Annotated in this window: 13 protein-coding genes; 1 reads left to right on the forward strand and 12 read right to left on the reverse strand. The window is 65.3% G+C overall.

Going from position 1 to position 21,474, the window contains the following annotated elements; translation table 11 throughout:
• Positions 1-26: 26 nt before the first annotated feature.
• The 11 genes from KF838_10160 to KF838_10210 form a co-directional block, all read right to left on the reverse strand.
• Positions 27-398: a response regulator gene (locus KF838_10160; GenBank protein QYK47145.1), complete on the reverse strand. Its 372-nt coding sequence runs from the start codon at positions 396-398 to the stop codon at positions 27-29.
• A 31-nt stretch (positions 399-429) separates the two neighbouring features.
• Positions 430-930 (reverse strand): chemotaxis protein CheX, encoded by a 501-nt coding sequence (locus tag KF838_10165; protein QYK47146.1) that lies wholly within the window; start codon positions 928-930, stop codon positions 430-432.
• Between the two features lie 17 nt (positions 931-947).
• Positions 948-3,155 carry a chemotaxis protein CheA gene (locus KF838_10170; protein ID QYK47147.1) on the reverse strand — a complete coding sequence of 736 codons (2,208 nt, stop codon included), beginning with the start codon at positions 3,153-3,155 and terminating at the stop codon, positions 948-950.
• A gap of 3 nt (positions 3,156-3,158) precedes the next feature.
• Positions 3,159-4,010 (reverse strand): hypothetical protein, encoded by an 852-nt coding sequence (locus tag KF838_10175; protein QYK47148.1) that lies wholly within the window; start codon positions 4,008-4,010, stop codon positions 3,159-3,161.
• A 26-nt stretch (positions 4,011-4,036) separates the two neighbouring features.
• A complete protein-coding gene (locus tag KF838_10180) occupies positions 4,037-4,558 on the reverse strand; it encodes a chemotaxis protein CheW (protein QYK47149.1) in 522 nt (173 codons plus the stop codon).
• Between the two features lie 335 nt (positions 4,559-4,893).
• A complete protein-coding gene (locus KF838_10185; GenBank protein ID QYK47150.1) occupies positions 4,894-6,681 on the reverse strand; it encodes a methyl-accepting chemotaxis protein in 1,788 nt (595 codons plus the stop codon).
• Between the two features lie 301 nt (positions 6,682-6,982).
• Positions 6,983-7,705, reverse strand: coding sequence for a hypothetical protein (locus KF838_10190; GenBank protein QYK47151.1), 723 nt, complete (start codon positions 7,703-7,705; stop codon positions 6,983-6,985).
• 212 nt (positions 7,706-7,917) lie between these two features.
• Positions 7,918-9,705 carry an amino acid carrier protein gene (locus tag KF838_10195; GenBank protein ID QYK47152.1) on the reverse strand — a complete coding sequence of 596 codons (1,788 nt, stop codon included), beginning with the start codon at positions 9,703-9,705 and terminating at the stop codon, positions 7,918-7,920.
• Between the two features lie 148 nt (positions 9,706-9,853).
• Positions 9,854-11,692, reverse strand: coding sequence for a CocE/NonD family hydrolase (locus KF838_10200; protein QYK47153.1), 1,839 nt, complete (start codon positions 11,690-11,692; stop codon positions 9,854-9,856).
• Positions 11,693-11,768: 76 nt separating this feature from the next.
• The gene (locus KF838_10205) at positions 11,769-14,897 is read right to left on the reverse strand and encodes a VWA domain-containing protein (protein QYK47154.1); all 3,129 of its coding nucleotides are present in this window, start codon (positions 14,895-14,897) and stop codon (positions 11,769-11,771) included.
• Positions 14,894-17,545 (reverse strand): hypothetical protein, encoded by a 2,652-nt coding sequence (locus tag KF838_10210; protein ID QYK47155.1) that lies wholly within the window; start codon positions 17,543-17,545, stop codon positions 14,894-14,896. Before KF838_10210 ends, KF838_10205 begins: the two co-directional genes overlap by 4 nt.
• Before the next feature lie 76 nt (positions 17,546-17,621).
• On the opposite strand from KF838_10210, the gene trpD reads away from it, so the two are divergent.
• Entirely contained in the window at positions 17,622-18,653 is a 1,032-nt protein-coding gene (gene trpD, locus KF838_10215) for an anthranilate phosphoribosyltransferase (protein ID QYK47156.1), read from the forward strand.
• A gap of 166 nt (positions 18,654-18,819) precedes the next feature.
• On the opposite strand, the gene KF838_10220 is transcribed toward trpD, so the two are convergent.
• A complete protein-coding gene (locus tag KF838_10220; GenBank protein QYK47157.1) occupies positions 18,820-21,444 on the reverse strand; it encodes a hypothetical protein in 2,625 nt (874 codons plus the stop codon).
• Positions 21,445-21,474 lie beyond the last annotated feature (30 nt).

A 21,474-nucleotide genomic window follows, 5' to 3' on the forward strand; every position in this document is an offset into this window, starting at 1 on the left:
CGACCCGCAACACACGACAACTTCGCTCAGGCGGCCTTGGTCTTCTCGAGCGTCTCCTTGATCCGCTGCGAGAGCAGATCCGGAGAGAACGGCTTGATCAGGTAGTTGTTGACACCCGCCTTGATGGCCTCGATCACGCGGTTCTTCTCCGCTTCCGTGGTGACCATCATGATGGGGGCCTTGCCGCCCTGGGCTCGGTACTTTTTCACGAATGACAGCCCGTCCATGTTGGGCATGTTCCAGTCGACAAGCATGAGATCGGGATTGACGCTGCCGACCTTGGTCAGCGCATCGAGTCCGTCGCATGCCTCTTCAATATCCGTGTAGCCGAGCTGGCCGAGCACGCCCTTCTGCACGTTGCGGATCGTTCGTGAATCATCGACGAGTAGAATCTTCATTGATCATTCCTCCTGTGTGTGGCGTGGTAGTTCAGGCGGCGATGCGTGGACGGAGTCCGAATTGCTGCGCGCTCCGCTCGTTGAGGAGGACGTCGACGGCGAAGGAGCCGCACTCGCACTCGCACGGGATGCTGACACAGACCGCGTCCCGAGAGCCGACCACAAGATGGTTCTGGCCGACGATGATCGACGGGCACGAGATCGAGATGTTCTTTCCCTTGAACTTCGCCTTCGCGCCGCCAACGACCATGTTGGCAAGCTCGCCGACTGCGTCGGCAAAGTCGGGTGTCGAGGTGTCGATCTCAATGCCCGCAAAGAGACTCGCCACGCGGACCGCCGTGTCCGCCGGGAACCGCAGCGCGACTGTTCCCTCGATGTCGCCGGACATGGCGATGATGCCGGACACATCGTGGGCCGATTCACGGACCACCGGCACCTCTGCGGGCTGGCCGACCTGCACCTGCAGGTTCAGCATGGTCGAGAACACGTTCTCGGCCGAGGACACAAACGGAAGTGACAACTCATCAAGCATCGGACTCTCCCTTGTACTCAGGCGACCCTTCGGTCCTGTGCGGACGCGGCGCCTGCCTGCCAACGCCGCAGAACTTCGCTCACATCCACGATCAGACTCACATCTCCCTCTTCGCGGATCGTGGCGCCTGCGAAGGGCCCGCCCTGGACGCACTCGTCGTCGAGCGGGCGGATAACGATCTCCTGCTGGCCCACGAGCTTGTCCACGAGAAGCCCGGCGCGTCTCCCCGCGGCGTCGATGACAACCGCGAAACGCCTCTGCGACGGAGTGTCGCAGTCTCCCAGCGTGTGGCCAAGATCAATCAGCGGCAGCACCTCGTCGCGCAGCTTCATGACCGCCTGCCCGACAAGACTGTGCGACACATCCTGCTGCGGACGGACGATCTCAACAATCGTCTGGAGCGGGATGCAGAAATAGTGACGCTGCACGCCCACGACCATCGCGGGCATGATGGCAACCGTCAGCGGGATGATGATCTCAACACGCGAGCCCTGTCCGACGACCGACGAGACGTTCACCGCGCCGCCCATCCTCGCGACGCTGGTGCGCACAACGTCCATGCCGACCCCGCGCCCCGAGAGATCCGTGATCTTCTCGGCCGTGCTGAAGCCGGGCGCAAAGATCATCTGGATGATCTGGTCGTCGGGCATCGTGGCAAGCTCCGCCTCAGTGATGATGCCCTTCTCCACCGCCTTCGGGCCGATCACCCTCGGATCGATGCCCTTGCCGTCGTCGCGAACAATCACACGCACGTGGCTGCCGCAGTGCTCGGCTTCGACATGGATGGTGCCCTCTTCGGGCTTCCCCGCGGCGCGGCGCGTCGCCGCGGACTCGATGCCGTGATCCGCGCTGTTTCGCAGCATGTGCACGAGCGGATCCCCGAGCAGCTCAAGCACGCTCTTGTCAACCTCCGTCTCACGCCCGGTGATCTCAAGCCGGATCTGCTTCCCTGTCGAACGCGCGATGTCGCGAATAACGCGAGGATACCGGTCAAACAGCTTCGAGAGCGGCTGCATCCGCGTGCGCATCACGCCCATCTGCAACTGCCCCGTGATGCGATCCAACTCACCCGCCGCAGCCAGTGTGTCCGAGTTCAGTTGGGCCGGCAGTTCGTGCTCGCGCAGCCGTCTGCTGAGCGCAAGGAACCTGTTCTTCGTCAGCACAAGCTGCCCGACCAGGTTCATCAGCGACTCAAGTCGCCCAACCTCAACCCTGATGGTCTGCCCGGCGATGCCCGCATCCTCTTTCGGTGCAGACTCCTTCGGAGCCGCACCCTTCGCTGGCACGCGGGCGTTCGATGCCTCATTCTGAGATGCAGCAACGCTCTCGACCACTGCCTGATCCGCCGTGCCCGCATCCGCTCCGGACGCTTCATCCTCGTCAGAAGAGGACACGAGCCGTGCCCGCACACGAGCCCAGCCCGGATCGACCACCGAACGACGCGAGAGTGCCTCGGCCAGACGACCGAATGCGTCCCACGCCTGCGCAATTGCCGCAACCATCGGAGTCAATGATGTCTCGTCACCATCGGCAAGTCGCGACACCGCCTCAGACGCAGCGGTCGCTGTCGCGACCGCCTCTGGAAGCTCGAAGAACTCCAGCGTCCGCACCAGCCCGCTCAGCAACTCCTCCATCTGAGCGAGCGACGCGGCCCGTGCGTCAGGATCAGACAACCCGCTCGTGATCCGACGCGCCTGCTCCACCGTTTCGCTGAGATCCGATGCCATCAGGTCGAGCAGGCCCTCCTTTGCAGGCGAGAGCACGATCGGGCTCTCCCCAGCCGTCGGAGCTGCAACAGCACCCGTCGGGGCCGGGGCGTCGCTGTGCTCGTCTGCGCCCGCCACACAATGCAGCCCGTCGAGCACATCCTGCGGGCAGGGCTCGGGATCGCGTCCCTCACCCAGCGCGCCGTGCATCTCTCGTAGCACATCGACGCTCTTGAGCAGCACGTCGAGCGTCGTCGCCGTCACCTCCGCCTCGCCGGTCCGGAGCTTGTTGAGCGCATCCTCCGCGGCATGCGCGAACCGCGTCAGTTCGTCGAGATTCAGAAAGCCCGCTGCCCCTTTCACGGTATGGAGCGCGCGAAAGATGCCGTTCAGCAGGTCCCGCGACTGATCGCCAGACGCTGACTCAAGCCGCACGAGATCAGAGTCGAGCCCCTCGATGAGCTCGCTCGTCTCCGTCAGAAAGTCGTTAAGCAGACTCGGATCGATGCCGCCCGACATGGATTACCTCCCACCGCGCTTGGTGAAGGCGAACGCGTACGGAATCGGCACGCTCTCGAACGACGGGGGCAGGTTCTGGAACGACTCGCTGTGCCCGACGAACAGCGTCCCGTCGCCGGCGAGCTGATCGCTGAACATCTGCAGACACCTCGACTTCATCGTGTCGTCGAAGTAGATCATCACGTTGCGACAGAAGATCACGTCGAACGTGCCGAACCGCTTCGCCCCCATCGTGTCTTTCAGGTTGAGGTGCTCGAAACGCACCATCGACTGGATGGTCGGGTCGACTTGCTGCTCACTTCCGACCGGCTTGAAGTACCTGGTGAGGATCAGCGGCGGCAGCGACCTTGTCGCAAATGTGTTGTACCGACCCGCCTGCGCCACCTCGAGCACCTTCTCGGAGATGTCCGTCGCGAGGATCTCGACCCGCCAGTCGGCGAGCCGGATGCCCAGAGATCGATGCACCTGCATCGCAAGCGTGTAGGGCTCCTCGCCCGTCGAGCACGCCGCGGACCAGATCCGCAGCCGCTTCGTCGCCGCCCTCGCTTCGAGGAGCGCGGCAAGCGTCACGGTCTCGAAGTGCTTGAGCTGCGGCTCGTTCCTGAAGAACGAGGTCTCGTTGATGGTGATCCTGTTGAACATCTCCTGGAACTCATCGTCGCGGTACGGGCCGACGGTGAGAAAGGTGACGTACTGGTCGAAGTCCTCGAGAGAGAGCTCATCGAGCCGACGCCCGAGCCGGCTCTCGAGGACATACTTCTTGTTGGACGGAAAGTGGATCCCGCTGCGCTCGTAGATGATCTTGGAAAGCCGCTCGTACTGCGATTCGGTAAGGGTCTTCACGCCGACAGTCATCGCCAACTCCCTTCAAACACACGTGCTCAAGCGACGGCGGCAAGGTCCTCGATCGCCGCGACGGAGAAGAGCCGGTCCAGGTCCAGCAACATGACAAGGCGCGCATCAAGCTTTGCGACACCCCTGACGAAATCGCTCTCGACGCCTTTGGCCAGCGCGGGGGTCGGATCGACAACCGCGGTGTCCACGCGAAGCACCTCGTTCACACGATCAACAATGAAGCCGAGCGTCCGCTTGTGAACCTCCACGACCACGATCCGCGACTCCTCCGCATCCTGCGAGGGCGCGATCCCGAAACGCTTCCGCAGATCGATCACAGGGATGATCCGGCCACGCAGATTGATCACGCCCTCAAGCGAATCCGGGCTGTGCGGCACACGCGTGATCTGCATCATCCGGTTGATCTCCTGAACCGTCAGGATGTCAACCGCGAAGTGCTCGGCCCCGACCTCGAACGTCACGAGCTGCAACTGGTCCGACCCCTCGTTGGCACGGAGATCATCGCTCGCGATGGCTGTCTGCTCGGTTGTGCTTGCTGGTACGCTCATCATCCATCTCCTCAGGCGTCAGGCGTTGCGGTGCTCCGGTCGAGATGCCCTCGGTCTCGCTCGGCGTCAGGTTCATCTGTCCCCGATCACCCGAGCGGGCGAGTCCATCGACGACTCGGCGGGGCGGTATGAGCCGTGACGTGGGCTGGGTGCTGTGACACGCTCATTTGGGTACCGTCCACCATCCCAATAACCTTCACTTCAAACCACGTCGATCGAGACCGTGATACGAAACGCCAGACCAAGCGTGAAGCTCCTTCCATGCGCTCGACATGGCGTGATCCGTGAACGTGAGCCCGTGCCCGGATCACCCGGGCACGGGGCTGGCGATTGCATCACCGCTCGTTTCGAGCGAGCTTGAACTTCCCGACAAGCGCCTGCAACTGCTCGGCCTTCGACGAGAGCTGCGATGCCGCGGCCGAGGCCTGGGCAGCGCCCTCACTCGTCTGGCGCGTCACGCTCGTGATCGCCTCGACGTTGCGGCTCACTTCCGCACCGGCCGCGGACTGCTGCTCCGCAGCCGCCGCGATCGACTGGATCATCGTGGCGACCTCGCGGGCGCTGGAGACGATCTTCTGAAGACTGTTGCCCGCCTCGGTGGCGCGAGCGACGCCCGCAGTCACCTGGTCGGTGCCGGTCTTCATGCGCGAGACCGCGTCCGTGGTCTCAGACTGGATCGCCGTGATCGACTGCGCGATCTCCTCGGTCGCCTTGGTCGTGCGATCCGCGAGCTTGCGCACCTCGTCCGCAACCACCGCGAACCCGCGCCCATGCTCGCCCGCACGAGCCGCCTCGATCGCGGCGTTCAACGCCAGCAGATTCGTCTGATCCGCGATGTCGTTGATCACCTCGATGATCTGCCCGATCTGCTCGCCGCGCTTGCCGAGCTCCTGCACGCTCGACGCACCCGCCGAGACGGCCTCGCTGATCGACTCCATATCACCGATCGTCTGCTGCACAACTCGCCCGCCATCTTCGGCGATGGTGCCGGACTCGCTGGCGGACGCCGCGGCCTCACCGCTCTTGCGGGCGACCTCGACGACCGACGCGCTCATCTCCTCGATCGCAGACGAGATCTGCGTCACCTGCTGCGTCTGCTGCTTCATGCCGCCGGCCATCTGCTCGCTGGAGGCCGCGATCTCCGTCGCTGCACCGGCGACGTCACGCGTCGCGCTCGACACCTCATAGATGACGTCGTGGATCTTCTCGACGAAGGCGTTGAACCAGCGCCCGAGCTGTCCGATCTCGTCCTCGCTCTTCACCTCGACGCGCTGCGTGAGGTCGCCCTCGCCCTGGGCGATGTCCTTGATGCGCTCGATCAGCGCGTTGACAGGACGCTGGAACATGCGTCGGAGAACCCACACAAAGAAGATGCCCGCGCCGACGACCATCGGAGCGGTCCACATCAGGCCGCCCGACACGAAACCGGCAACCTGCTTGTCCATCGGAGCAAGGGGCATCTCGACGTGGTACGCGCCGTGCATGTACCCGACCGTCCAGCCCTCCATCTCAAAGCCCAGCGGGTCACGCCCGTCCTTGTCGGTGTCCCACTCGTTCCCCTTGTTTCCATGGCACATCAGGCAGTCGTTCGTCAGCTTGATCGCCCGCATGTAGTGCAGCACGTTGGTCTTCGTGTCCACGCCGTGGATGATTTCCGATCCGCCCGCCTTGACCTGCGTCGTCAGTTGCTGCAGCAGGCCCTCAGAGAACGAGCCCTTGTCCGGCTCGTTCTTCGGGTTTCGCGCCTCAAACGCGCTCACGTGGAAGTTGATGTTCTCGCGCTCCGCCGCCTTCTGCGCGGACTGCCACCCCGCGACCACGGGGATCGTGCCGAAGATCCGCGACTGCGTGTAGTGCCTCCCCTGCTCGCGGTCCTTGCGAAGGTCCTCCAGGAGAGTCTCCGTATCGAAGGCCTCTCGCTTGTTCAGCTCCGCGGCGTGGTTCTTCGCCTCATCCGCCACAGCGGTGAACGCGCCCGCCTTCTCCACCAGCGAAGCCAGCGAAGTCTGTCGGAAGCCCTTCACGAAGACCACGTTGTTGGCCGCCACGATGATCAGAAGAATCGCGATGCACATCCCGAGGATGCGTGTGCCGAGGCCGAGCGAGTTGAACCACTTCAACATGATGGATACCTCCACGGACGCCTGTCTGACCAACACGCACCGCGCGCTCGGCCGCGACGAACGAATCCATCGACCCCGGCCGGGGGATCCGACATGCGTACGATACCGGATGTTGTGAACGTTTCCAGATCGAATCGTTCAACGCCGCGCCCGGATGGCTATCTCTGGCCACTGCTGCGAGCGTCAACGCGGGCACGCGATTTTGCGGGTCGAACTCATAGCAACAGAGCATCCACCATTTCAGGTGATGATGGTTCTGAATCAGTCATAATGATTGTTATAGAGACGACCACGTGAACGTTTACGTCAGCATTGTCAGCAGCAAATGAGCGAACTCAGCGATGCTGTCGACGCCGAGCTTGTGGAGAACTCGTGAGCGATGCGTCTCAACCGTCTTGACGCTCAGCCCGAGTTCCGCCGCGATCTGCTTGTTGCAGTTCCCACGAAGCATCAGCGCCAGCACCTCGTGCTCGCGCGGCGTGAGCTTGCGTATCGAGTTCCGAGCATCCTCGGACAACGCCGCCTTCTGACGCTGTTCCGCGTCCTTCCGGTGTGCCGCACGAATCTGCGCTGGAAGACGCCTGATCGCGTCCGGTCCGATCAAGAACGCCACCCCGGTTGCGGATATACACGCAATCACGGTCTCAGCGTCCGCTCGCTCGGCGACCACGATCATCGGACGCTGGAAACCGCTCTCACGAAGTGCCGCTAATTCAGGCACAATCGCGCCGTCCGCCGACCTGCGGCAGACAACCAGGCACGCCGCGGACTCGCTCTCACCCGCCATGCGTGCCGCATGGCCGAGGTCCGAGGCCGCGCGCAACACGACGCCCGATCCGGTACATGCCGCCTCGATCGCAGAGACTTCATCCGAATCAGACGATGCGATCGCGACGACCGCCGGCTTACCGGCTACTCGGGATTCCCCCGGCGTCGGCTCGACAAGCGTGCGAACAAAGCACCTTGCGTCGGTCTCAACATCACGACTCAGATACTCACCCATGAGTTCACCTCGCGCCAGCATACCACACATCGTTCGATTCGCACGTTCGCCTCAACAATTCCGGATGAGGCACGCTGGATAGGCGGGCGCTACGCAACAGCGTTGTTCGTCCTGATTCCGCATTGTGAGAATGGATGCTGTCCGGCAAGAACAACGAGGCGGGCACCATGTGAGTGCCCGCCTCGTCACTGTTGTGCAAGATGTGTGTGTGCGTCCGTCGGAGGTCCGCACGCTTACTGAACGTCCTTGCCCTCCGCCACATCGGTGATGCTCGGGTAGGCATGGCCCTTGAACTCGCCGCTCTTGAGCTGCTTCATGTACTGGTGGTACGCGCGCATCGCCATCGGGCCGAAGATCAGCATGATGGGGATGTTCGCCCAGAGCATCACACCTGTGCCGAGGGCTGTGAGCGCATCCAACTGCACGTCGCTCTTGATCAGGTTCGGTGCCGACGCAATCAGGATGGCGACGCAGTAGAGCAGCTTGTAGGGCAGGATCGCCCACTTTCCGAGCAGGAAGACCGTCGCCTGCTCGCCGTAATACGACCATGAGATCATGGTCGAGATCGCAAACAGCCAGGCCGCGAGCGTCACGATCCACATCCCCATTCCGGGGACTGTTCTGTCGAAGGCATAACCAGTCAGCGAGGAACCGACCAGATCGAGATAGATGCCCCCCTCGTGGGCTGTCGGCGCCGTCGATGCCGCGTACGGGAACCAGGAAACCTTCAGATCGGTCGCCGACTCGCCGCTGATCACGCGTCCTCTGAGGCGGTGGAGATCGCGTCCAGTCTTGCTGTCCGTCTCCGCCTTCACGATGATGAACAGCTCGTCGTTCACACGCCAGACGTTGCTGATCTTCCGCTCGGCCTCGGGCTTGGCGGGCAGATCAATCCGATCGGGCACCCACTGGCCCGAGATCGGGTTCCCCGAACTATCCGTCGCCGCAACGATGCCGGGTGTGGCGTCATAGGTCGCCGCCGCACCGCGATTCCACGCCCCGCTCGAGAGCACCACAAGCGCGGTCAGCGTGCAGACCACCAGCGTATCGATGAACGGCTCAAGACCGGCGACCACGCCCTCGCGGACCGGCTCCTTCGTCTTCGCCGCGGCGTGTGCCATCGGTGCCGACCCCTGCCCCGCCTCGTTCGAGAACAGAGCTCGCTTCATGCCCCAGAGGAACGCGTACCCGAATGTGCCCCCAAGGAAAGCCCCGGTCGGATTGGCGTTCTCGCCCCCGAGGAAGGGAGGCAGACCGGAGACGACAATCAGCCGCAGCATCGACGGCACGGCCCCGATGTTCATCGCCAGCACGACGATCGCACCAAGCAGATACAGCAGACACATAAAGGGCACCAGCCGCCCCGTCACCGCACCGATGCGCTTGATACCACCGATGATCGTGAGGCCGACGACCACCGACATCACGACGCCCGCGACAAGCGGATTGATGCTGGGGAAGTAGGCAGTCGTGATCTTGGCGACGTTCCAGGCCTGGAACATGTTGCCGCCCGTGATCGCCGAGATGAGCACGGTGATGCAGAAAATACCGCCGACAACGATCCCGACCGGCGCGAGCGCAGGGTGGATCTTGGCAAAGCCCTTCTTGCAGACCCACATCGCGCCGCCGTGCGGATTGTCCGGATCCTCGGTGTTGCGGAAGAGCATCGCCTGCGTCACTTCCGTCAGCTTGAGAGCCATGCCGACGAAGCCGACAACCCACATCCACAGCACCGCCCCCGGGCCACCGAGCGACACCGCGACCGCGACGCCCGCGATGTTGCCGAGCCCGACCGTTCCCGAGAGGGCCGTCGAAAGGGCCTGGAAGTGGTTGATCGCGCCCGGATCGTCACGCTCGTCGAACTTGCCCCTGACAACCGCGAGACCGTGCGTGAGCGCCCGGTACTGGCTGAAACCGCTCCAGACTGTGAAGAGGAGGCCGACGAGGAGGAGAACATAGAGAACGTAGTCGTGCCAGAGCACCCCGTTCAACTGGTCCATGAAGTGCCAGAAACTGTCCATTCGGTGCGAACTCCTTGTTGTGCGCCACCCGTCTCAGGGGGCCGGAACCGGCAGTGTGCGTCTGCATGATGGCGACAAGACGCCCGAACTTCAACTGCGAGCCCTCAAACCGCGGCACGTAGGACGCGCCCTCCCCACCCATCCTGCCTCAACGCCGAACAACCGGAAGCACCACATGCGACGGCCGCGCCGCGTCGTGGTAGATCGTCTGCCGAGCAGGGCGGAACTCGGTATCCATCCCTAAGTCGCTTCCAGTATTCGGGTTACGATCCCACTGCGGAAAGCTCGCCGACATCACTTCCACCCGTATCGCGTGCCCCGGAAGAATCGTCTGGCAGGTCGTCCAGACGTCTATCTCGTACTGATAGACCTGCCCCGGTGTGATCAGCGACGGTTTGTCCATCCCCTCACGGAAGCGGGCCCGGACGACACCATCCGAGAGTCGCTGCGAGAACCCGCTCGGGTGAACGGTGAGAACGCGAACCATGAAATCCGTATCGGGCGCGTCCGATGAGGCCCAGAGTGTCGCCTTGATCGGCCCACAGATCTCGATCGGCGCAGTCAGCATCGGCGTCGTGAAGACGAGCAAGTCGCCGCGAAGCTCTATCCCCGAGTAATCATCCGGCCCTCCGATCTGGCTGAACATCGGATCGGTCAGGAACGGCGTGGCATCCCCGGGGTCATACACATACGAATCCGGCGTCTCCCCCGACGCCGGCATCTCCGTCGAAAGATACCCGTCACCCAATCGAGAGTTGGCGTTCCCCTCGCTCCGCAGGTAGTACGGCGTGAACGTGGTGCCGGGGATGGGCCAGGTCGCCGCGTCCTTCCACACATTCTCGCCCATGACAAAGTGACGCACGGGCGGCTCGTGCTCCACACCGTTCTCGATCCCCTTCAGCCAGCGATCGAACCAACGCAGCACATACGCATCCATGTCGATCTTGGCGCTCGGGCCGAACTCGATCTCCCCCACCTTCGTTCCGCTGTTCACGCTATGGGGCCACGGCCCCATGAGCAGCGCGTGGTGCGCACCATCAGTGCCAGGGTTCCCGTCGGCGATCACGCCCGCGAAGTTGGTGATCGTGCTGATCTGCTCGTCGTCGTACCACCCGGAGATGTTCAGCGTCGGAATCGTGACCTCGCCAAGCCGGTGCTGATAGCGAGCCGGCTCCCAATAAGGACCGAGCCGGCTGTTACGCACGAACTCGTCCCAGATCGGCATCGCCCTTCCCGCTCGATCATCCAGTTCGATGATCGGCAGATGCTCGAACACCCGCGCCCACTCGACGGCGTGCGACTGCTGATTCAGGCGGCCCGACGTGTAGAAATACCAACTCACGCAGATCGGCGAGGGCAGACCCGTCGGACCGTTGATCAGCCCGTCAACAAACGGATCGGGACACGCCACCGTCGGCGCAATCGCAGCAAGATGGCGCGGCTGCCGGATCGCCGCCACCCACTGGACATATCCCCCGTACGACCCGCCGATCATCCCCACCTTGCCGCTCGACCACGGCTGTGTGCCGCACCATTCGATCGTGTCGTATCCGTCGTCGCCCTCTTGGAGAAACGGCGTGAACTGCCCCTCGGAGTCGCCTCGCCCCCGCACGTCCTGCACCACCACGACGTAGCCGCGCTCGACGTACATGCGATAGCGATCGATCGACGCCTTCCCCGCCCCCGCCTTGTTGTAAGGCGTTCGCGAGAGGATGACGGGATACCGACCCTCACCCTCGGGTCGGTACACATCCGCCGACAGCCGCACGCCGTCCCGCATCGGAATCCAGACGCCATACTCGACGCGCAGCGCGTGCTTCTTCGCAGGATCAACCGGCTCGAGCGTGGGCCACCGGACGTCCTGCGCCGCTGCCGGGCGCGCATCCGTGGTGCGCGATGCACTGCATGAGGCAAGCACAAGGGAAGCGAACACCACGCCCGCCATGCCCAGCACGCGGGGAAGAGTGAGTGACGAGGTGTGTCTCATCTCATGAGTCTCCGATCGGGTGAGCATCGATGCCAGGCACCGAGTGTACTGTCAGCCGCCTCCGGCGTCGCACGCGTCACCCTTCAGACCTTCCATCTCGCTCCATGCGCTCTCTGGCGCGGCGCTTCGCCGCCATGAGCGAGGACTCACCCGACTCAGATAGTGCCCGATCCGGTTCCGATCGGGGCGGAGTTGATGTGCCTGCACCGGGCGTGCCGGGCTCTGATCCCTGACCGACGCCGCGGCTGGGCGCCGCGATCCGGGCGCGGGCGTCGGCGATGCGCGATGCAAGCCGGTCGGAGGCCTGCTGCTGCCGGATGCGCTGCGCATCCGCATCACTGAGCGTCCCCGATTGCTCGCGCCCCATCGTCGGGCGAGACGCGCGAAGCGCACCGAGCGTCGATGCCGATTCCGAGCCACGATGACGCGTCGCGTCCCTCGCGCGAGACCCGAGACCATCGCCGAATCGATCGCTTACCAGACGATCCCACGCGATGCGACGCGTCGCGATGTCCATCAGCAGCACCGCCATGATCCACGGAAGAAGGTCCCGCCACAGCGGGCGCAGCACCCGACGCGGCACAAGCGTCGAGCGATCGAACACCTCCCGCGTCGAGAGCGAGGCCTCGCTCCGCATCACACCCCCCGACACCTCAACAATCCGAGCGAGGAGCGGCATCGGATCCTCACCCGGCGTGAACTCGACACCGGGCGGCGAGACCGCGACGGCAAGCGCAGAGGGAAGCGTCCGCTCCACGGGCTCCCCACCCTCGCCGATGCTCGTCTGACGAGCCCTCGCCAGCGCCACATACGACGCGCCGACCACAACCGGTGCCTGCCCCTCGTACCGACCCGGCCCGATCTGCTTCAGCGCGATCTCGCTCGGCTCCTCGCCCGAGTCCCGCCGATAGAGCATCACCCGCGCATCAATCCCATCAAGCGGATCTCCCTCGGGCGACACCGCCTCCAGAACAAGCCGGACACGCGACCCCTCGACTCGGGCAGCAAGCTCGAGCGGACCCGACGAGAGAGACCGACCGATCACACGCGCAACCCGCGTCCAGAACGGCGCGTACCCCTCCCACTCCAGCCACTCCGAGGCCCAGTCGTGCGCGTCCGACGTGAACGCCAGCACACGCCCCAGATCAACCGGCCAATGCGCCAGCAGCGGCTCTCCCTCGGGCGCGACCATCGCCAGCGTCACCAAGGGATCCTCCTTCGCGCGAGTCATCACATAACCGAACAGATCGGGCGGCGAAGGAAGATCCTGCACGATCGGCGATCCCGTCGCCAGCACACGCGGCGAGAACCGCCCCTCACGCACCATCGGGCTGCGCACAACCTCGATGATCTTCAGGAACACGCGGGGAAGACGCGTCGGATTGATCACGTTGTGGAACACACCCTCCCCGAGATCCGCCATCGCACGCATCGTCTGCACGTCGGCATCATCGCCGACAGCGATCGTCGTGACCTTTACACCTTCCGCAGCAAGTCCCGCCGCCATCGGCGGCAGATCCTCAGCCCTGATGCTCCGGCCGTCCGAGAGCAAGACGACATGCTTCACCTTCGCCTCAACGCCGCGTAACTCCTGCGCCGCAGCGATCAACCCCGCCCTCGCATCCGTGCCGCCATCGGGCCGGATCCCGAGCACCCGCCCGACCGACAGATCCGGATCGGAATTCGGGCCGAGCGGCACCACCACCTCGGCGTTGTTGCTGAACCGCACCACGCCGACAAGATCCGTGCGATCAAGCGAGCGGATCGCAACCGCAACAGACTCGTTGGCGACCTGCTGCTGAGTCCTGGAAGAACCGAGCACAGGACGACGCATCGATCCCGAGCAGTCGAGCACAAAGACGATCGCGACCTCCGGCACAACGATCCGATCGGGCAGATCGAGCAGCACCGGCAGGATCGGCTCAAGCTCACTCCCCTTCCACCCGCCCGCACCGAACGACGCGTGCCCGCCGATCATCGCAAGCCCGCCCCCGAGGTCGCGAACATACGACACCAACGCCCGTTGCGACTCCTCTGCCACCGCCGAAGCCGGCACATTCTGAAGGATCACCAGATCGAACGGCTCGAAGCCGATCAGATCCGTCGGCAAGGCCTCCGGCACGACCACCCGCACACCCAGCCCCGATCGCGCGAGCGGCCCCACAAGCGCATAGCCCGCCGAAGCGGGATCCGCGTTGCCCACTCCATCAACGATCAGGATCTCGCCCGTACCCGGGCTCAGAATCTCCGCCAGACCGATGTTGTTGACGAGTATCGAATCGCCCACAAGCTCACCCGCCTCGCTCCGATCGGGCTCGAAGATCGCTTGCACAGAGTGAACTCGCCCCTCGCCAAGCGGGAACTCGACCAGATGGATGGACCGGCCGCGCGGCGTCTCGATCACACGCGACCCCGTGCCGTCCGCGTCGATCCGCACGGCCTGCCCATTGAGAAGAACCCGCAGCGTCCCGCGCGAGCCCTCGGTCGAATAGAGATGAATGCGGGCCGCGACAGTCCCGCCCGCTGCCGCACGAGGCGGAACATCCACACGCTCGACAAACGTCTCGCCACCCGTCGGCGGCGCGATCGCGACCACGTCCACGGGAATCGACCGCGCACCCAGATCCGCCGCCGCCGCGAGCGCATCGCCCACTGTCTGGTGCCCGTCGGTCACGAGGACGACACGCCCGTCGGCATCCGGCGGAATGATCGCGCCCGCCAGTCGGATCGCCGACTCAATGCCCGTGCCGTCCGTCGGCAACAGATCCCACGACCGCTCACCGATCTTCCCCAGCGTCGGCGTCGCGAGCGCGGCCGCACGACCGTCAAACAGCACCACGCCGAGCAGATCATCCGGCCCGCGCGAGCGATCCAACCGCTCGATCGCCGCGCGGATCGATGCAACCGCGACCCCGGGATCCTCCGAACGAGAGACCACCGAGCCGGAGACATCCACCGCAAACACAACGGCAAGCCGATCCGACTTCCCGACCACGCTCGCGCCCGACAACGCGAGCACAACCAGCAGCAACAGCGCACACCGCGCCAGAACCGCAGAGACGCGCCGCGCCGGGCTCATCGTCGAGAGCCACCTCAGCCCCGTCCACGCGATCGGTATCGCCAGCGCCAGAAGCACGAGCCACATCGGCTCCTCGAAATGAAGGGGAGGCGTCCAGCGCGGATTCGCAAACTCTGGCGATGTCATTGGCGATCCGACGAGGGAACAACTCCGGGCTGCGTCTCCGCACGATCGCGATAACGCTGAAACACTCTTCTCACAAGGTCGCTCCGTCGGTCAGGAACCGACTGCTGCTCGATCGCTCGCTCGATCCCCGAAGCCGCCTCGCGCAGAGCGCCCGGCGTGATCGGCGCGATCTCGCGCGGACCCGACAACTCCGACGGACGCTCCCCCGCAACGCGCCCACCCCTGTTGGAAACATCATCACGCGGCCCCTGCACCTCTTCTATCGATGTCGGACCCGAGCCGGGCCGTTGAGGCACGCCCGGCGGCCCCTCCCGCCCCTCACCAGCGAACTGCTCAAGCCCCGATCCCGCACGCGGCTCCTCTCTCTCCCCGCGGCGTGATGCCCCACGCTCGCCCTGCTCCGGTTCACCACCGCTTGCAAGACGCTCCGATACCTCCCGCAGACGCTCTGCCGCCTCCTGCTGCCGGCGGGCATCGGCTTTCCGCTCCGCGGCATTCCGCAACGCCTGCTGAAAGCGCTCAAGCCCCGACGGTGCTCCCCGAGAAGGATCCCCCTGCTCATCACCATGTCGATCCGATTGCTGCGGAGAGCGCTCGCCCTGCTCACCCTGTTCCCCCCGCTGATCTTGCTCCCCACTCTGATCCTGCTCGCCCTCCTCACCCTGCTCACTCTGCTCACCTTCACGTGCGGCACCCTCCGCGCCCTGTTGACGCTGCCCCTCTTCGCCGCGTTCCCGTTGTTCACTCCGCCCCTGATTCCCAGATCCCTGGCCCGGCCGCTCCGACTGCTCACCATCCTGCTCACTACCCTGCTCGCGCGATCCGGTCTGCTGATTGCCCTGCCGCGCCCGCTCGTCACTACCCTGCACCCCCTGCTCTTGGCCACCCTTTTCTTGACCACCCTGCTCTTGACCACCCTGCTCTTGACCACCCTGCTCTTGACCACCCTGCTCGGTCTGGCCCTGCTCCTGCGCGCCTTGCTCCTCGCGCCCTGCCGCCTGATCGCGGCCTTTCTGCTGCTCGCCGCTCTCTCCGGCACCACTCTCGCGCTCTCTCGCTTGTTCCCCGGCAGAGCGCTGCGCCTCCCCCTCCGCGCCGCCTTCCTTCTTCTCCGCTGCCTGGTCTCGCTGACCCTTCCCCTGATCCTCCCGTGCTCCTGATTGCGACCGCGAATCGCCCTGCGCATCAGAGGCCTTCTTCTCCGCCCCACTCCTCGCATCCTGTTCCGAACCGCGCTCGGGCTTTCGCTCACTCTCCGGTGAACGCTCGCCCGCTTCACGCTGCTCCTGCGTCCTCGCATCCTCAGACGCGGGCTTGCGCAACTCATCCGCTGCCTGTCTCGCGGCCTCGGCGATCGACTTCGCGTCACGCTCCGCAGCCCGGCTCCCTTCTTCCTCTACTTCCCGCTCACGCGCCCGCTGCTCCAGCTCCGACGCATCAGCCGCGGCATCGATCGGATCTGCTTCCTCAACACCCCGATCAGGATTCGTCTGGCCCGGCTCATCTCCGGACTGTGCCTCCTGCTCTCGCGCGGATGCCTCGGTCCCACGCTCGGCATCAGCGTTCTCGCCCATCGCCTGCGCCGAACGTGCCGCCTCAGACTCGATCGCCTTGGCCAGCGCATCGAGTTGCTCCGCCATGCGAGAACGCTCCTCCGGCGACAACGACTCAGCATGCTCCGCGAGTTCGCGCGCAAGGTCAGCCGCCCTACCGACATCTCCCTCCGCGAGCGAACGCAGCAGAGCATCAAGCCGCGGATCAAGTGCCTCCCGCATCTGCGCGTCCGCTTCGGCCTCGTCCCCCTGTTCAGACTCCCGCCCCGCGTCGAGCGCGGCGCGAGACGCCGCCGATGCAAGATCCCGCAGCCGCTCCGACGCAACACGGTTCTGATCCGCCTCACGCTCGGCTCGCTCGGCGAGCGATGCGGTCGTCGAGGCCGCCTCCGCGCGCGCATCCTCGCTGCGCATTCCCCCCTCGCGCAGCTCACGCTCAATATCCGCAAGACGCTCGGCATCGCGCTTCGAGATGGCAGGACCCGTCGCCTCAGAGACCGCCCGCACCTCCTGTGCGGCACGCGCCACCTCAGAAGCAACCCTGGCCGCCGCAGGATCCGCCCGTGCCACCGTTCGATCGCGATCGATCGACCTCGCGGGCAGCCAGAGAACCGCGCAGCACGCCGCCACCATCAGCATGCCGCCCACGGCCCACGATCGCCCGAGCGTGATTGGCACCACTCGCGCCGGCCCACTCTCGCTCGCCGCCCTCTCAGCATCGCGGAGCAGGATCGCGACAAAGGCATCACTCCCCTCGCGCGGCGCAAGCTCGAGCGCGGATCTGATGTGATCGCTCCTGCCGAGCGTCCTGTCCGCCATGGACGCCGCCGCAAGCACGCTGGGCATCCTCGCCATGCCGAACACGATCCCGACGACCCACGCGATACCCACGATCGCAACGAAGACGGGCCAAGCCCCAGCGAGCGACACAAGCAGCGGCCACGCCATGTACTTGCCCAGTAGCGTCCCGCCCAATGCGACACCACCCCCGATGGCCAACGCGAGCCCCGTCGCTCTCAGGCACAGAGCGATCGCCGCTCGCGACCTGACTCGCGAGACGAGCCGACGGGTTTCTGGAATGTCTCTCGACGCCACGCCCCAATCATACGAAGCGATCCGGCCCGCCACCCTTCCCACGCCATCCAGCCCGTAGAGCCGCTATCGTGAGCCCATGGACACTCGCGCGACGATCAGCCGCTTGATTGGAGGTGAAACCCTCTCCGAGCACGAATCGGACACGCTCTTTGAGCAGATCCTCAGGGGCGACACCGATGCCGCTCAGCTCGGCGCGATCCTCGCCATCATCCAATCTCGCGGCGCAACCGTCGACGAGATTGTCGGCGCTGCACGCGCCATGAGAAGGCACGTCTCCCGCGTTCCGGTCGATGGGCTGCAACCCGGCACCGTGGTCCTCGACACCTGCGGCACAGGCGGCGCGGCCAAGACCTTCAACATCTCGACCTGCGCCGCGATCGTCGCGGCGTCAGCAAGCCCCGGCCGGCTCGCCATCGCCAAGCACGGCAACCGCAGCCGCTCCGGCAGAGGGTCCGCCGAAGCACTCGCCCACCTCGGCGTGAATGTCGACGCCAGCCCGGCGACTCAAGCGGCATGTCTCCACCGGGTGGGCGTCTGCTTCTGCTTCGCCATCCACCACCACCCGGCGATGAAACACGCCGCCGGTCCTCGCGCCTCCCTCGGTGTGCCGACGATCTTCAATCTGCTCGGTCCGCTGACCAATCCCGCAGGCGCGACGCACCAGTTGATGGGCGTCTATCGCTCCGAACTCGTCCGCCCGATCGGCGAAACCCTCGCACGCCTCGGTTCGGCTCGCGCGCTCGTGGTTCATTCAGACGACGGACTCGATGAGATCTCACCCAGTGCACCTACAAGAGCAGCCCTCGTCGACGGCGCCAGCATCACAGAGATCACGATCACACCTGAAGACGCCGGCCTCGAACGCAGTCCCATCGACGAGATCCGTGCCGCATCGCTCGACGAAGCAGGCGCCATGTTCAGAGGCGTTCTCGAAGGACGCACGGGCGGGCCCCGGAACGCGGTCGCACTCAACGCTGCGGCCGCGCTCCTCGTCGCGCGCCTCGCACCATCACTCAAAGAAGGCGTCTCACTCGCGCTCCGAGCGATCGACGCCGGCGATGCCGCAAGAACGCTCGACGCGCTCGCACGCGTCTCGCACGAGGCATGACGAGAGCGGTTGAAGTTCGGGCGTAGCGTCCGAAGCGTCGGCGAGACAAGTGTGGCGAGGAGGCCGAAGCAGGCGTATCCCCAGCGATACGCCGATGCAGGCCGACAACGCCACGCGAAGTCGCAGCCAGTTCCGGACGCGACGAACGGACTGAAACCGCTCCAGATCAGAACTGCGACCCGCGATGCTCGATCGCCGTCCGGAGCGCCTGGCGGATCCGCTCGGCCCGAACCGTCGATCCGGACTCATCGCCCCGAACAACCAGGTAGAAGGTCGGCTCGTCTCTGTCATCACCCGGGGCGACCCATACAACCGCATCACCTGCTTCCGGATTCGAAGCGAGGAACTGCTGGATCGTGCGCGTCGCGTCGGCAGAGCCCAGTGGGATCTGCCCCCGCATCGCCCGCAGCCGCGCCAGCAGATCATTCTGCCTGTCCACCTCGTCACCCTCGACATCGATCCCCGGCACATTGCCGAGCAATCTGAAGCCGAACGCCATCATGCGCGCCGAGGCACCCTCGATCGCGGCCCGCGCCCCGCGCGACATCGGAGGCAGAACATCCGTCACGATCAGCACCGAGCCGCCCGGGGACTGCGCCGCCGCGCTCGCCAGCTCGCTCGCCTCGCGGAACATCTCCTGCATCTCAACGATCCGCGTCGATGCGGTCTGCATCGCCTCCGCGATGCGTGCGTTCACGATCTCATTCGGGCGCGCAACCGCATTCACTGCCGACACCCCCTGCGCAGACGTGCCGGAAACCTGCGCCGCATCAGGCACGAGAATCAGACCCGGCCCGGGATCGGCAACAACCACACGCGGCCCCGATTCGGCACCGGACCTCGTGTTCATCAGCGAGTAGCCGACAACGCCGCCCCCGAGCAGCACCGCGATCCCGATGAACCCGAAGACCGCGGCCACGACGCCGGCGTTCACACCGGAGACGCCGTCCGTTCGTGTCGCTCGACGATGCCGACCGGACATCCGTGCGTGCGCACGCTCACGAGCCGCCGCCGCGCGATCGCGGGCCGCTCGCAGTTGCTCCTGCGCCGAACGACGCGCGGGATCAGGAATCGCACGCACACGCTCGTTCCGAACCGCCTGACGCGCCGCCGGCGCGTCCCCGCGATCCGGAGCCGGCGAGCCAGCAGGGACAGGCCCCTGGCGTGGCGAACCGAACCGCTCCGCAGCTCGATTCATCGCGTTCGCTGCATTCGCCATCGCCGCCGCTGCCGCAGCCCGCGCGCTCGCGCCAGACGCACCTGACGCCTTTGCCACCACCGAATCCTCGCCCGCCACCCGGTAACTCCCTCTCCACCAGTTCGTGATCAACAGTCTCGGACGCTGACGCAGCCGCTCACCCGCGGGCACCCGGACGTCCGGACCCCTCGCGGCACCCGCATCGTCTCTCGGCGGCACCGCCGCGCCCGCGTGCGCCACACGCGCGGCATCGACGAACGGCGCGGCATCATGGTGAGGCAACTCCGGCTCGTGCGAGTCGCCCCCTCGAACGCTCGGCAGATCAGCCGGACGCAGCGAGAAGGGATCGGCCGCAGCACGAACAGCCGCGAGATCGGCCAGCATGTCCGCCGCCGTCGCGTATCGCTTGTCATAGTCAGCCATCGCACGGCGCACGATCCATCGCAGCGCCTCCGGGCAACGCTTGGTGATCTGGCTCAGCCCGCCGTGCGCGGGGAACGAGTTCTCGATCACCGAATACAGCACCGCGCCGACCGCGAACACATCGAACCTCGCACCGTCCACCTGGTGCACCTTCGCGCCCTTCAACGCCATCCGCACCATCTCCGGATCACGGAAATACTCCGTGCCGTGCGTCGTCAGGGTCATCGCCGAGCGGAGCGGCGTCACCAGCCCGAGATCCACCAGGTGCGCCGTGTCATCGTGCACGATGATGTTGTCGGGCTTCACGTCCTTGTGCCACAGCCCGCCCCGGTGGTAAGAGTCCAGCGTCGCCAGAAGATCGGCGACATACTTCATCCCCTTCGACAGCTCCTTGCCCGAGAGGCCGGCCCCGCTCGAGGCGTGCAGCTGCTGCGTCACAAGCCCGAGCGACTCGCCCGGCACGTACCGCGTGATATAGAAGAATCGCTCCGCCGTCAGATCGTGGTCCAGCACGAACCCGAGCCGGCGCGCCGCGTCGAGTGCGCGGCTCTCGCGAACGATCTGAGGAAGCGTGCTCCCGTCACGGATCGAGAACGACTTGATCACCACACGCCCGACGTTGCCGAAGCCCTGTCGCTCGAACGTCGCCCGCTTGATCGCATCCGGCTCGGCGATGTACAACTTCGCGCCCGAGCCCCCGCCCATCAGCGATCCAAGGATCTTGTACCCCTCGAACTGCGCCGTCCGTCCCGACGGCTTGTCCGCGCCGGGCGCGGCCCGCACAACCTCGGGAATTCGATGCTCGAAACCCTCCGTCAGCGGCGTCAGCCCGAACAGCCGCGCGGGATGCCCGAGAAAGATCCGGTAGAGGCAACCGCCGATCGTCGCCGTCTCGCGCTGCATCGCCCGCCCGAAATGCGCAGACGCCGACCAGCGCCCGACCACGACCGTGCCCAGAATGATCGGCACAAACACCAGCGTGGTGATGAGAGAGCCGATCAGACGCGCAACGTCAGCGATCTCGCCGCCGATGAAACCAAAGATCCTCGCGAACACCCACCCGATCGCCTTGAACAGCGGCACAATCAGATACATCACCACCGCCGCCGCGACCACCACGCCGACGAGCACCCCCAGAGTCACCAATATGAATCCCACGGCGCTGGTCATGAGTCATGCTCCAGGTCGGACGCGCGTGCA

This window comes from Phycisphaeraceae bacterium, assembly GCA_019454185.1.
Classification (GTDB): Bacteria; Planctomycetota; Phycisphaerae; order Phycisphaerales; family UBA1924; genus JAHBWV01.

Excerpts from the sequence above, each read along its gene's own strand:
- KF838_10175 (QYK47148.1), bottom strand. The coding sequence starts at position 4,010 with ATGACTGTCGGCGTGAAGACCCTTACCGAATCGCAGTACGAGCGGCTT.
- trpD (QYK47156.1), top strand. The coding sequence starts at position 17,622 with ATGGACACTCGCGCGACGATCAGCCGCTTGATTGGAGGTGAAACCCTC.
- KF838_10165 (QYK47146.1), bottom strand. The coding sequence starts at position 930 with ATGCTTGATGAGTTGTCACTTCCGTTTGTGTCCTCGGCCGAGAACGTG.
- KF838_10185 (QYK47150.1), bottom strand. The coding sequence starts at position 6,681 with ATGTTGAAGTGGTTCAACTCGCTCGGCCTCGGCACACGCATCCTCGGG.
- KF838_10180 (QYK47149.1), bottom strand. The coding sequence starts at position 4,558 with ATGAGCGTACCAGCAAGCACAACCGAGCAGACAGCCATCGCGAGCGAT.
- KF838_10170 (QYK47147.1), bottom strand. The coding sequence starts at position 3,155 with ATGTCGGGCGGCATCGATCCGAGTCTGCTTAACGACTTTCTGACGGAG.
- KF838_10220 (QYK47157.1), bottom strand. The coding sequence starts at position 21,444 with ATGACCAGCGCCGTGGGATTCATATTGGTGACTCTGGGGGTGCTCGTC.
- KF838_10205 (QYK47154.1), bottom strand. The coding sequence starts at position 14,897 with ATGACATCGCCAGAGTTTGCGAATCCGCGCTGGACGCCTCCCCTTCAT.
- KF838_10160 (QYK47145.1), bottom strand. The coding sequence starts at position 398 with ATGAAGATTCTACTCGTCGATGATTCACGAACGATCCGCAACGTGCAG.
- KF838_10190 (QYK47151.1), bottom strand. The coding sequence starts at position 7,705 with ATGCTGGCGCGAGGTGAACTCATGGGTGAGTATCTGAGTCGTGATGTT.
- KF838_10200 (QYK47153.1), bottom strand. The coding sequence starts at position 11,692 with ATGAGACACACCTCGTCACTCACTCTTCCCCGCGTGCTGGGCATGGCG.
- KF838_10195 (QYK47152.1), bottom strand. The coding sequence starts at position 9,705 with ATGGACAGTTTCTGGCACTTCATGGACCAGTTGAACGGGGTGCTCTGG.